This window comes from Ruegeria sp. D4, assembly GCF_056534475.1.
This window is the reverse complement of sequence record NZ_JBQFPJ010000006.1, coordinates 225,451-237,521: the sequence shown is the minus strand read 5'-3', so window position 1 is coordinate 237,521 and position 12,071 is coordinate 225,451. Positions and strand designations below refer to the sequence as shown.

Below are 12,071 nucleotides of genomic sequence, written 5' to 3'. Positions count from 1 at the left end.
GGACAACATCGAACAATCCGACAGTAGAAATCCTGCAACTACAAGCTACTATCAGTCAAAATCGGACGCAACTGGATGTTAAAGTGGTGCCCCCACACGGACTCGAACCGCGGACCTACTGATTACAAATCAGTTGCTCTACCAGCTGAGCTATAGGGGCGCTGGCGTTCGATTACTCTCTCCGGAAAGGGACTGCAACCCACAATTATTGCCCGCATGGAAATCTTTCCCAGAACGTTTTGATAACTGTGCCACTGTTCCCCGTTGCGAATTTGACTGTGGTTGCTGCAGGCTGTAACCCGACAAGGCACCATGAGGACGCAAGGGCTGAAACAGAAAGATGCAGGTTGTCATTCACGCAGGCGGAGCTTTTGCGGACGATGGTCGGCTGCTGAACTCATTGCAGGCGAATTTGAACATCCTGTCTGCGCATGGGGTGTCTCTGGTTGGACCACGGCGCTATCGACAGGTTTTTCGGCCTGTGTTCAACGCGATAGGATCGCATCCGGTTTCCACTGATGAGCTTGTCCGGCTTATGGAAATACTGCCGGATGACGAAAACACTCAGCGAACAATATTCACCAGCCCGGATTTCATCGGTGAGCCGGTCGAGGCCATAAAGGATGGACAGTTCTATCCTGCGGCCGGGCAACGCATGGCCATCCTGGAACACGCCTTCCCCAATGATCAGGTCGAGTTGTTTTTCGGGCTGATCAATCCCGCAAGCTTCATTCCGAAAACCCTAGCGGCACTTCCGCAAGACCGTCGCGATCAGATCCTCCGGGACACCGATCTGAGCTGCCTGAGTTGGCTCAGCACGATAGAAGATATTCGCGATCTTGCACCCGGGGTCGGCATAACGCTTTGGTGCAACGAGGATACGCCTCTGATCTGGGGGGATGTGCTGCGCGCGATGGCCGGGCTAGACGACGATGTGGTGATGCAGGATGAATATGCCTTCCTCTCTTCCCTGCTGACGGAACCCGGCAAGCGCGAGGTTCTGGCGCTGATCCGTCAGGACCCTCAACCCGACAAGCATGTTCTGCGCGAGGAACTGGCCGGGATCTTTGAAACACACGCATTGCCTGAAGAGGTTGAAGAGGAGTTGGAATTGCCCGGCTGGAGCGCAGATATAGTCGAAGCGTTTTCCGAGCTTTACGAACAGGACCTAGCCCGAATTCAATCCATGCCGGGCATTCGCTTTCTGAAACCCTGATGGTCGGCCGAGGGTAGCAGTCATCCGGTATGGGGTGCTACCGCCGCGGGTGAACCTCGTATTGGGTTTGATGAATTGCGTTAGCAAGGATTGAAGACCCACACTGCGCCTGAACGCTGCGACAGCCCGAAATTCGCTGGCTTCCCCCTAAGACCCGAGCAGAATGGCAGCACAGAACCCCGTGGTTCTGAGCCTAGCTCATACCCAAAGCTTCTTTGTACATTTCAAGAACCGCCTCTTCCTCGGCGATGTCGTCCTTGTCCCGTTTGCGCAGCGCGATTACCTTGCGCATGACCTTGGTGTCGTAGCCGCGCGCCTTGGCTTCTGCCATCACCTCTTTTTGCTGTTCGGCAATGTCTTTTTTTTCGGCATCGAGGCGCTCGAACCGTTCGATGAACTGGCGCAATTCACCCGCCGTCACACGGTAGTTGGCGGTGGCCTGATCTTCGGTCATGTCTTCCATTTACGTCTCTCCCAGAGGCTGCGGTCTGATGCTGTGACATCGGGCAATATGCCGGATACATCGGTGCCGTCCGGGCCGCAAGCACCCAATAGCGGGCCAGGCTTGTGCCATCCGGCCTGATCCGCTAAGCGCAGCTTGAGAAAAAGGCAATATGTGGAAACCCATGTTCGAACTCATCACATGGAGCGGTGCCGCTCTTTCGCTGGCGGGGCTGGCCGGGCTGGTCTGGTGCATTCTGCGCGTGATGAAGGCGCGCAAGGCCGGTCTTTCGGATGATGAATTGCGCGCGGCTGTTCAAAGCGTTCTGCCGTGGAACCTCGCCTCATTGTTTTTATCGGTGATCGGGCTGATGCTGGTCATCCTCGGCATCTCGTTCGGATGACCAACTAAGCTCAGACTGGCAGGTTGTCGAAGCGCGCTTCCATGGCGTCTTCGCACAGCGACGCATCCAGACGCTTCAGGCGGGACGGCACATGCAGCCCCCGCTGATGCAGACGGTCAATCATTTTGCTGACGGAGGGCTGAAGGGCCAGTCGTGTTTCAAGGCATGCACCCTGCAATTGACGCTCCAGTTGTTCAGCTTCTGAGTAGAGATTCTGTTTCGACATTTCCATCCTCCCAAATGGTGCCAGTCTTGCAGATATGCGTAGTAAGTAACGGTATTGCGACTTTCAGAACATTTCCACCCAAGGTTGCGGATTCCCGCCGGTTCCCGGGGAAGATTTCGCCACTTTGCGCGCACTGCATGAATTTTATGCGGTTCCGAGTCAGAATGCCTTGACCGACATCAACAAGGAATTGATGATTGCATCACATTCCGAATTTACTATATGATATGTGATACGTTTAATGGGGGTGTGCATGACACCAGTAGTGAAAGCCTTTTTCGATCCGGATACATTCACCGTATCCTATGTCGTGCAAGAGCCCGAAGGCACTGCGTGCGCAATTATCGACAGCGTGCTGGATTTTGACCATGCATCGGGGCGGACCGGCACGGGTTCGGCAGACCGGATCATCGAATACGTCAGGTCCGGCGGACTGAAAGTCGAATGGATTCTGGAAAGCCATGTGCATGCGGATCACCTGTCGGCCGCGCCCTATCTGCAGCAGGAGTTGGGCGGAAAGATCGGGATAGGCGCCCAGATCGTCACGGTGCAGGACACGTTCGGCAAGGTGTTCAATGAAGGTACGGAATTCCAACGCGACGGCAGTCAGTTCGACGCTCTGTTCTCGGAAAATGACAGCTTTCACATCGGCCAGATGCGGGGCGACGTTCTGCATACGCCCGGGCACACCCCGGCTTGCATGACCTATGTGATCGGTGACGCGGCTTTTGTCGGGGACACCCTGTTCATGCCCGATTTCGGAACAGCACGTTGCGATTTTCCGGGCGGCTCCTCCGAAATGCTGTATGCCTCGATCCAGAAAATCCTGTCCTTGCCGGATGAAACCCGGATTTTCGTCGGGCACGACTACAAGGCACCCGGACGCGATGAGTTTGCCTGGGAAACGACGGTGGGCGAGCAAAAGGCGCTGAACGTACATATCGGACAGGGACGCAGCATCGAAGAATTCGTGGAAATGCGGGATGCGCGGGATGCGACACTGGCGATGCCCCGGCTGATCCTGCCATCGCTACAGGTCAATATGCGGGCCGGGCAGATGCCGCCTGCGGACGAAAAAGGCGACGTGTTTCTGAAGCTGCCCCTCAACAAGCTTTGACGCGTACAGGCGCTTAGAAGAAGGCAAAACAACATGAATGCAGACTGGATATGGGGCCTCGCCGGAGGCCTTCTGATCGGGCTTGGCGCAGCGGTTTATCTGTTGGGAAACGGCCGCATCATGGGCGCCAGCGGTATCCTTGGCGGGTTGGTGGATCGCAGCGGCAGAATGACCGAGCGTTTGGCGTTCATCGCCGGTGTTGTCGCCATACCGGCATTGCTTCGCCCCTTGATGAATCCGCAAGCTGAAACCCATCTGGCCGGAAACATCGCGGTTGTGATAGCCGCCGGCCTTCTGGTTGGCGTCGGCACCCGGATCGCGAACGGCTGCACCTCCGGGCACGGTGTGTGCGGCATCTCGCGATTTTCTGCGCGTGGAATCGTTGCCACGATTGTCTACATCGCCGCGGGCGGGCTGACGATTGCCCTGCTGCGGCACGTCTGGGGGGTGATCTGATGCGCGTTCTGATTTCTCTGATTGCCGGATCCCTTTTCGGCGCGGGTCTTCTGATCTCGGGCATGACGGACACCACCAAGGTGCAAGGCTGGCTGGACGTGTTCGGCAATTGGGATCCGACCCTGGCCTTTGTGATGGGAGGTGCAATTCTGCCTATGTTGGTTGCCTGGCAGCTGACGACCAACCGCGCACCTCTGGTGGGTGGGCAGTTTCCGACCGCACCGTCATCGGAACTGGATCGCCGTCTGATCATTGGATCGGTTCTGTTCGGGGCCGGCTGGGGGCTGGCCGGATTGTGCCCGGGCCCGGCCATTGCGTCGCTCAGCTACGGCGGGGTTGGCGGCGTTGTGTTTATGGTCGCAATGATCACGGGAATGTTGATGGCTCCAACCCTTGGTTCGCAACTGGACAGAACCGCAAACCCGGCCTAAGCAATCAGAATGGAGATTCGACCAATCACCCCCCGCTATGCCGTCTCGCCACAAATCACGGTCGAGGATGTGCCAGCTATCGCTGCGGCTGGATTTGCTAAAGTCATCTGCAACAGGCCCAACATCGAAGTTCCGGCGAACATGCAGTCTGACGCCATCGGACAGGCAGTTCGCGATGCAGGGATGGAATACGAGGTTTTGGAACTGACACACCAGACCATGACCCCCGAGAACGTGGCGCTTCAACGTGAACTGGCGGAAAGCTGCAGCGGGCCGGTTCTGGCCTATTGCGCATCAGGCACGCGATGCTCGGTGGTCTGGGCGCTGGGACAATGTGATCGGATGAGCACGGATGACATCCTGTCCGCTACAACCAATGCAGGTTACATGCTGGACAACCTGCGTCCGGCATTGGATCACATGCGCAAGGAAAAAAGCTGATCAGAAATTATGGCCCGGGTCGGTTTCCGGCCCGGTCAATCCAGCAAGCTGGGATATCTCGGCGGCCATTTGGTCCGTGTCCTCAGAATTCAGTTCCGCATCGGCTGATGTCAGCAAACGCGTGTCTCTTGGCAAGGAGGCCTCAACCGCATCGACTTGTGCGGTTGGATCTTTGGGGATCGACTGTTTTTCGTCGGGCTTGCTTTCCAGAAATGCCAACGCTGCCGCATCGGCGGGAACAGGTGTAATTCCTTGCTCATTCAGCCGAACAGCGCGCATTCCCCCACATTGACCCAGACAACCGACAGCGACGGGGCTTTTGTCAATCGTCAGGAGCCTGGTACGGTCCAGCCTTGCGCCGGTCAGGGGAACAACATCGCCCACCTTTAGTTCCGACAATCCCGTCAGGGGCAGCGACATCCGGCAGATCACAGAATTCAGTTCAGCCCGCAAAACGCCAGTCGCCTGATCCAGTCGGGGCCCTGTTTGCTGAATGGCCGCGTCACCGGTTTCCGCAACCTGTGCTGGCTCGGGTTGCAGAAAGCACATCTGACCTTGCCGCGCCCCTCCGCCCAGCTCCACAGTCAGGTCGAAAAGGCGGTATCTGTCTTCCACCAACGCCAGTGACAAGGCCCGTGTATCCGGCAGGCGGGAAGCAAACTCAAACCCCGACAGGCTCGCCTGATCGGACGCCAAGGCGACCAGATCGACGGACCGAGCCAGCGTATCTTCGATCAGAGGTGCCACCATGGCCGCATCTGTTTCAGTGAAAGGGCGCGGCTGAGGTTCACCCGGCAGCACCTCACCGAAGGCTTGCGCCTGCACGATCGCGGACACAGCGCCGGGGTTCAGACAAACGGCAGCCATGACCCCATTGTCCGCCCGAAACAACAGCAAAAGCCAGTCTTTCCCTATCAGGTCAGCCAACCCGTCCTGCGGGCAGGTCGTCTGTTTTGCGCCGATTACAGTTAGTGGTAGGTTCCATTGTTCGCCCGCCGCCCTGGCCAGTGCCAGTCGGAGGGCCCGCAGCACCGGTCGGGGCGTGTCGTCGGGTTCGGTCGGCCTGATTGCAAGCTTACGCGCCAAAGCCGCATTGACGGGTTGTGTCATCGCCCTGTTCGCCACCTTATTCCGAATTCCAGGTTCAGGTGTAACCCAGCCAAAGTTACGAATGTCTTTAGACGGCCGTTATTGCGCAGCCTGCCGGTAGGCCAGCGGCAGGCTGACCCGGAACGCCGCCCCGCCCTGCCCCGCGAGATAGTTGATCTCGCCGCCCAGCCGCTGCACGATCTCGCGGCAGATCGCCAGACCCAACCCCGCCCCCTGGGCCTTTTCGACCCCTACGCGGGCAAATTTCTCGAACACAACCGAACGCGCTTCGGGGGGGATGCCAGTGCCATTGTCCACGAAGTCAATCACCACCTGACCGCCAATGTCATGAGCGGAAATCGTCAGTTCCGGATCGGTCGCGTCGCAGTATTTCTGAGCGTTCGAAATCAGGTTGATGAACACCTGGGCGAGGCGGTCCAGATCCGTGTGCAGCGGAATCCGTTCAGCACCACGCACCCGCCGCACACTCAGAGTCTTTTCGGTTCCCGCAAGCGCGCTGGCGACCGCTCGATCCAGGACCGAGCGCAGCGTGTCGTCCCCCATATTCAGACTGACCTTGCCACTTTCAAGAACACTCAGATCCAGCAGATCGTCCAGCAAACGCGTCAAACGCAACGCCTCGTCATGAATGATCGCGGCATATCGGGTCTGTTCCTCGCGCTTCAGCCCGTCCGTGTCACGCATGATCTCGGAAAAAGCCCGGATCGAGGTCATTGGCGTACGCAATTCGTGGCTGACCTGACTGAGGAACGTGTCCTTTTGCTCGGAAATCTGCGTCAGCTTCGTGTTGGCTTCGCGCAGTTTCCGCGCCGTGCGGCTGAGTTCTGCGGACTTCTCCTCAAGCTTGCTAGAATATTCCAGCAGTTCCGCGGATTCGTCCGCGACCGCCAACAGATCTTCGACGGAAACCGATGCACCGCCAACGATCTGTCCGATCATGGCATGGGCTGTAGCGGCACCAACCGAACCGCTCAACTCGCGTTCCAGCCGTTCCAGAAACCCCGGCGTCGGTTCAGGCAGATCGGCGCGCCCGCCCTGTTGTCTGGCCTCGGACTGAAAGAACTCCTGCGCGGGACCCGCACCCAGAATCCGCTGGGTCATGATCATCAGATCTTCGCTTTGAGCGACCGAACCGGTCCAGCCACCCGGCGCGACAGAGTGATCAAAGACATTGACGAACTGCGCACCCTGCAGGCGTTCAAGCGGGCTGGGAAAGCTCAGCAGCGAGGCGATACAGAAGGCAACGGTGTTCAGCGACATGGACCACAGGACGGAATGCACCATCGGGTCGATCCCCTCGATCCCGAACAGCGCCTGTGGCCGCAGCCAGCCCCAACCGAACAGCCCGTTCTGCACAACGCTGTCAGGCATTATGGCGCCGCCCATTCCCGGCAGAAGCAGGGTGTAGATCCACAGGACGAACCCAACGCTGAGCCCGGCAAGTGCTCCGGTTCGAGTGGCACCGCGCCAGAACAGGCCGCCGACCATTGCCGGCAGAATCTGGGATACACCCGCAAAAGCAATCAGACCGATCGAGGCCAAAGCCGCCCCGCCCCCCGACAGCCGGTAGTAAAAGTAGCCCAGCGCCATCAGGGCTGCGATGGACACCCGGCGGGACATCAACACCACGTTGCGCACGTCACCCGAAACCGAACCGGAACCTTCCTGCGTGCTCAGCCAGATTGGCATGACGATATGGTTCGATACCATGGTCGACAGCGCCATCGCAGTCACGATCACCATAGACGTGGCCGAGGAGAACCCGCCGATAAAGGACAGCATCGCCAGCCAGTCATTGCCCTGCGACAGCGGCACGGTCAGAACGAACAGGTCCGGGTTCGAGCCTTCGGGCAACAGATCCAGCCCCACAACGGCAATCGGAACGACAAACAGACTCATCAGCAGCAGATACAGCGGAAATGCCCATGCAGCGGTTCGCAGATGACTTTCGTCATCGTTTTCCACCACCATGACCTGGAACATGCGCGGCAGACAGACAAAGGCAGCGGCGGACAGGAAAACAAAAGTGGTCCATCGGCCCGCATCCACGTTCCATCGACCGATATCCGACGCGTCGATACGCTCCATCATCGGGGAGATCCCACCCGCAACGCCCCAGACCACAAACGCACCGACGGCAAGCAGGGCGAACAGTTTTACCACGGATTCCAGAGCGATGGCCGTCACCACACCGTGGTGTCGCTCGTTCGCGTCCAGGTTGCGTGTGCCGAACAGGATTGCAAAAACGGCAAGACCTGCCGCGACCCAGAATACACTGGAACCTTCGCGATAGAGGCCCGAGGGGTCTGCTTCGGCAAAAATGGAAAAGGACAGGGTTATCGACTGCAATTGCAGCGCGATGTAGGGCGTACCGCCCAGTACCGCCAGAATTGTCACGCAGATGGCCAGCGTGTTCGACTTGCCGTAGCGGGATGAGATCAGGTCCGCGATCGAAGTCACGCGCTGGCTGCGTCCGACCCGGACCAATTTGCGCAGGCCCCACCACCAACCGATCATCACCAAAGTCGGCCCCAGATAAATGGTCACGAATTCCAGCCCCGAACGGGCTGCGTTTCCGACCGCACCGTAGAAGGTCCAGGCGGTGCAGTAGATCGACAGGGACAGTGTATATATCAGCGGTGAACGCAGCCATTTGCCCTTGCCCGCTGCCGCCATTCTGTCGGCAGCGAACGCAACGCCAAACAGCAACACGACATAGCCCAGGCAGACCAGGATCAGGACGTTCAGCGTTGCCATTGATCCGTATCCGCCTCGGTTTCGTCGCGCCGGGACAAACGCCTGGCCGCATAGCCAAATCCCACACTGGCCAGAATAAGCAGCCCCCAGCAGGCAAAGATGTAATAGATGGCCGAGGACAATGGAACACCGGCCGCGGCGCTATCTACCGAGGGCCATAACAGCGGGATTGCAACAAGGGCGCCACCCAGAACGGGCAGCAACCGGGCCGCATCCATCAACCTGCGCCGACGATAGCCTTGACGTTCAAGAAACAGCGAAGACCGCCCTGCTGGCGGCTGATGGTCTTCGCTCTGGCTCATGTCCGGGTGGCCTGTGCGTGCAGGTCCCGCACCGCTGTCAGAACTTCGGCATTGGAAAACGGCTTGGTCATGAACCGGCTGACCCCGGCATTTTCAGCCATCTCGCGGTCACGGGACTGGCCCCGCGCAGTCAGCATCAGGACCGGCAGAGCTTTCATCTCGTCCAGCTCGCGTAAATCCCGCAGGATGTCCATGCCGTTTTTACCCGGCAACATCACGTCCAGTATCACCAGATCAGGGTTTGCCCCCTGAATCACTTCAACCGCATTCGTACCCTCGGCATGGGTTTCGACCTGCCAGCCTTCACGCGTCAGCAAAAACCGAATGGCCTCAGCAATGTTCGGCTCATCCTCAATCAACAGAACCTTACGGCTCATATTTGCAATTCCTCCCCGAGACCGGCCACGCGCCTGGCGACCTGTCACATTCAGATTAAGCGCTATGTTACGAAACTGTCAAAAACCTTCACTCAGAATCGACGGTTCGCGGCGCGACCCGCACTCCGGGTTTGGACACACGCGGCAGCCGGGACCGGCGCGGACACTTGCATTACTTGTGTCTCCGGCAAACTCGACCGGTTGCACCAGCATGACAGACCGGTAATCCGGCCCGTCCTCGTGACCCGATATGCTATGCGGCCAGGCCACCGCATGACACTCGAATTCTGCCGCTGTTCTGCCAAGTTGCAGAACACGCCTGCGGATCGGCACCAATGGCCGGTTCAACGCCTGATACAACGGCCACAGCGGGCAGGCTTCGCCGTATCGCGGCAAGGCAAACCCTTGTACCGGCTTGAAGAAAAGGATGCTTCCCGAGGCGTCGCAGATCACGAGGCCTGTCGGGCGGGTCAGCGTGTCCTTGGGCAAAAAGGCCAGCCTGCGCAATACCGTGGCGTGGTCGACCGAAAACCGGGCCGCAAGTTTCAGCGGATCTGTTCCTGTATCAGCCAGGGCTGCCTTCAGTGGCTCAAGCGGCAGGGCCTGTGCGTCCCGTGCATAAAGCCCCAGAAGATCGCGCGTGACGGCCCTGGCGGCACCAGAATCAAGCGCGTTGAGGTCTATTTCGCCGGTCGCTCCGTTCTCTTCGATCATTGGGAAATGGTGCGCATGATCCGAAAAGAACGCCTCGGCCTCTTCCAGCGGCACACCCCGGCGATCGTTTACCGAGTCGTTGTCATCCAGATAAGCCACCAACGCCTTTGAACTGTCGGCCAGACGCTCTGCATCCTGATGCAGATTTCGATGAAATCGGTCCTGCCACTCGGCCTCGATATCCCGGGTGTCGACCAGAATGGCTGCCGTGGATCGAATCGCTGCTGCCGTTGACAGAACCTCGTGCATGGATGCGGCCAGGTGCGGGTCATGCGTCAGGCGATCGGACAGTGTTTCGACTGTGCGTTCAAGCGACACGACCCGCCGATGCATCTGTGCCAGCACCTTCGCCCACCCAGGAAAGCGTCCGGCAAATTCTTCCAGCCCGTCAATTTCGGCGGAATGGCCGACCGATTCCGCCGCAGCCTCACGCAGAGCCGAAATCAGCGTGGCCTCGATACCTTGCGTCAGTACCGAAGGTTCCACCATCAAAACTGACGCTATATCGACCAAAAGCTTACCGCCGATCCGGCGTCGATTGTGTTCGATCAGATTCAGGTAAGAGGCCGAAATGCCGACCTGCCGGGCAAGTTCGGACTGGCGCATACCAGCAATCTGCCGACGTTCCCTGATACGGCTTCCTGTCAATACACCCCGAATTGCAGCACCCTCCCTTCGGTTGCCGCTACTGTATATCCCAGATTTGTTTTCAGATAAAATTATTAATAAAAGAAGTTTAGGGCATTATTTTCAAGCAGTCTTTACACAATTGACAAGCTATACCGCACGATGCGTTTCGTTTAGTATTCACCAACAGGCATCCCCGTTCGATCTATTTCTTCATACCACTTCATTTTCACCACAAATCCCGGCACGATACAGAAATGAGCGACCCTGCATTCGAATACGCGCCGATCGGCCTTGTCGAGTTGGAAAACCGGATCATCCGGCGATGCAATCTGCAATTCGCGCGCACCTTTGGCGGCGAAGAAGCGGAATATCGCAACATGCCTCTGCTGCATCTCTACCCGTCCGTGGCCGACTGGGAGCGCATTGGCGCGCGCAGTCTGCAGGTGATGCGCGATACGGGCTACTACACGGATGAACGCGTCATGCGTCGGCGCAATGGCGATCTGTTCTGGTGCCGGGCGCGCGGACGCTCGCTGACGCCTGATGACCCGTTTCGACATGGAATCTGGAGCTTTTCTGACATCTCCGAAGAACGGCCACTGGTCGAACTGACCGCGCGGGAACGCGAAGTGGCCATCCTGTCGTGCCGGGGGCTATCCGCCAAGGAGATCGGCGGCGAACTGGGCCTGAGCTATCGCACCATCGAGGCCTACCGCGCGCGGCTTCTGGAGAAGTTCGGCGCCCGGAAACTGCCTGAGCTTGTCGCCAAATTGTCGGGGATGCCATTATGAGCGCCTCACCCCCTCACGTTTCCGAGTAAAACCCCAATTTAGCAGGGCGAGACGGCACTTTTCATGACCGTGCGCTTGGCTTATAACGCTGCCTAATCAGACCAAAGCCCGCACGAAACAGACGGGCCAAAGGGGAACCGTCGAGGACACTCATGACAGATACCAAGCACGAAGCGGATGTGGCGTTCATCAAGGCATTGGCCGAACTGTTGCGCGAAAATGACCTGACCGAATTGCAGGTCAAGCGCGAGTATGGCGAGGAAGACAGCCTGAACGTACGCGTCAGCCGCATGTCGCAGGCCGTGCCTGCCCCGGTTCAGATGACCGTTCCGGCCGCTGCACCGGTCGCTGCCGCCCCCGTTGCTGCTGCGGCTCCGGCCCCTGCGGAAGCGCCCGCCGCTGCCGAAGATCCCGCCAGCCACCCCGGCGCCGTGACGTCGCCCATGGTTGGCACTGTCTACATGCAGGCCGAACCCGGTGCACCCTCTTTCATCTCTGTCGGGGCATCCGTGTCTGAAGGCGACACGTTGCTGATTGTCGAGGCGATGAAGACCATGAACCACATCCACGCCCCCAAGTCGGGTACAGTCAAACGTATTCTGGTCGGCGATGGCGACGCTGTGGAATTCGGCACCCCTCTGGTCATCATCGAGTAAGG

General features: G+C 58.6%; 15 protein-coding genes and 1 tRNA gene. 8 read left to right on the top strand and 8 right to left on the bottom strand.

Annotated elements, in window-relative coordinates:
- Positions 1-84: 84 nt before the first annotated feature.
- Positions 85-160: transfer RNA gene (locus ACR0MI_RS11580), tRNA-Thr, on the bottom strand.
- Between the two features lie 180 nt (positions 161-340).
- Between ACR0MI_RS11580 and ACR0MI_RS11575 the strand changes: the two genes are divergently transcribed.
- Positions 341-1,216, top strand: a complete 876-nt coding sequence (locus tag ACR0MI_RS11575; protein WP_170614680.1) for a hypothetical protein — start codon at positions 341-343, stop codon at positions 1,214-1,216.
- Between the two features lie 193 nt (positions 1,217-1,409).
- Here the strand turns inward: ACR0MI_RS11575 and ACR0MI_RS11570 are convergent, their stop codons facing one another.
- Positions 1,410-1,679 carry a DUF2312 domain-containing protein gene (locus tag ACR0MI_RS11570; RefSeq protein ID WP_170614681.1) on the bottom strand — a complete coding sequence of 90 codons (270 nt, stop codon included), beginning with the start codon at positions 1,677-1,679 and terminating at the stop codon, positions 1,410-1,412.
- Between the two features lie 163 nt (positions 1,680-1,842).
- Here ACR0MI_RS11570 and ACR0MI_RS11565 point away from each other — a divergent pair, with 163 nt between their 5' ends.
- Positions 1,843-2,061: a hypothetical protein gene (locus tag ACR0MI_RS11565; RefSeq protein ID WP_170614682.1), complete on the top strand. Its 219-nt coding sequence runs from the start codon at positions 1,843-1,845 to the stop codon at positions 2,059-2,061.
- 10 nt (positions 2,062-2,071) lie between these two features.
- On the opposite strand, the gene ACR0MI_RS11560 is transcribed toward ACR0MI_RS11565, so the two are convergent.
- Positions 2,072-2,287, bottom strand: a complete 216-nt coding sequence (locus ACR0MI_RS11560; protein WP_170614683.1) for a hypothetical protein — start codon at positions 2,285-2,287, stop codon at positions 2,072-2,074.
- Positions 2,288-2,540: 253 nt separating this feature from the next.
- Here ACR0MI_RS11560 and ACR0MI_RS11555 point away from each other — a divergent pair, with 253 nt between their 5' ends.
- From ACR0MI_RS11555 to ACR0MI_RS11540, 4 genes are read left to right on the top strand one after another with little or no spacing between them, the layout of a single operon-like run.
- On the top strand, positions 2,541-3,404 hold the full coding sequence (locus ACR0MI_RS11555; RefSeq protein ID WP_170619544.1) for an MBL fold metallo-hydrolase: 864 nt from the start codon (positions 2,541-2,543) through the stop codon (positions 3,402-3,404).
- A 33-nt stretch (positions 3,405-3,437) separates the two neighbouring features.
- Positions 3,438-3,860, top strand: coding sequence for a YeeE/YedE thiosulfate transporter family protein (locus ACR0MI_RS11550; protein WP_170614685.1), 423 nt, complete (start codon positions 3,438-3,440; stop codon positions 3,858-3,860).
- Complete coding sequence (locus tag ACR0MI_RS11545; RefSeq protein ID WP_170614686.1) at positions 3,860-4,291, top strand: DUF6691 family protein; 432 nt, start codon at positions 3,860-3,862, stop codon at positions 4,289-4,291. The genes ACR0MI_RS11550 and ACR0MI_RS11545 overlap by 1 nt, the downstream gene beginning before the upstream one ends.
- A gap of 9 nt (positions 4,292-4,300) precedes the next feature.
- On the top strand, positions 4,301-4,732 hold the full coding sequence (locus ACR0MI_RS11540; protein WP_170614687.1) for a TIGR01244 family sulfur transferase: 432 nt from the start codon (positions 4,301-4,303) through the stop codon (positions 4,730-4,732).
- Here ACR0MI_RS11540 and ACR0MI_RS11535 read toward each other — a convergent pair whose 3' ends face one another.
- The 5 genes from ACR0MI_RS11535 to ACR0MI_RS11515 form a co-directional block, all read right to left on the bottom strand.
- Complete coding sequence (locus ACR0MI_RS11535; protein ID WP_170817191.1) at positions 4,733-5,842, bottom strand: FliM/FliN family flagellar motor C-terminal domain-containing protein; 1,110 nt, start codon at positions 5,840-5,842, stop codon at positions 4,733-4,735.
- A 78-nt stretch (positions 5,843-5,920) separates the two neighbouring features.
- The gene (locus tag ACR0MI_RS11530) at positions 5,921-8,599 is read right to left on the bottom strand and encodes an ATP-binding protein (RefSeq protein ID WP_170614689.1); all 2,679 of its coding nucleotides are present in this window, start codon (positions 8,597-8,599) and stop codon (positions 5,921-5,923) included.
- Positions 8,587-8,901 (bottom strand): hypothetical protein, encoded by a 315-nt coding sequence (locus tag ACR0MI_RS11525; RefSeq protein ID WP_170614690.1) that lies wholly within the window; start codon positions 8,899-8,901, stop codon positions 8,587-8,589. The genes ACR0MI_RS11530 and ACR0MI_RS11525 overlap by 13 nt, the downstream gene beginning before the upstream one ends.
- Positions 8,898-9,278: a response regulator gene (locus ACR0MI_RS11520; RefSeq protein WP_170614691.1), complete on the bottom strand. Its 381-nt coding sequence runs from the start codon at positions 9,276-9,278 to the stop codon at positions 8,898-8,900. The genes ACR0MI_RS11525 and ACR0MI_RS11520 overlap by 4 nt, the downstream gene beginning before the upstream one ends.
- 78 nt (positions 9,279-9,356) lie before the next feature.
- Positions 9,357-10,598, bottom strand: coding sequence for a short-chain fatty acyl-CoA regulator family protein (locus tag ACR0MI_RS11515; protein WP_480536163.1), 1,242 nt, complete (start codon positions 10,596-10,598; stop codon positions 9,357-9,359).
- 278 nt (positions 10,599-10,876) lie between these two features.
- Here ACR0MI_RS11515 and ACR0MI_RS11510 point away from each other — a divergent pair, with 278 nt between their 5' ends.
- Positions 10,877-11,413, top strand: coding sequence for a LuxR C-terminal-related transcriptional regulator (locus ACR0MI_RS11510; RefSeq protein ID WP_170614692.1), 537 nt, complete (start codon positions 10,877-10,879; stop codon positions 11,411-11,413).
- Positions 11,414-11,565: 152 nt separating this feature from the next.
- Positions 11,566-12,069 carry an acetyl-CoA carboxylase biotin carboxyl carrier protein gene (accB, locus tag ACR0MI_RS11505; RefSeq protein WP_170614693.1) on the top strand — a complete coding sequence of 168 codons (504 nt, stop codon included), beginning with the start codon at positions 11,566-11,568 and terminating at the stop codon, positions 12,067-12,069.
- The last annotated feature ends 2 nt before the right edge of the window (positions 12,070-12,071 follow it).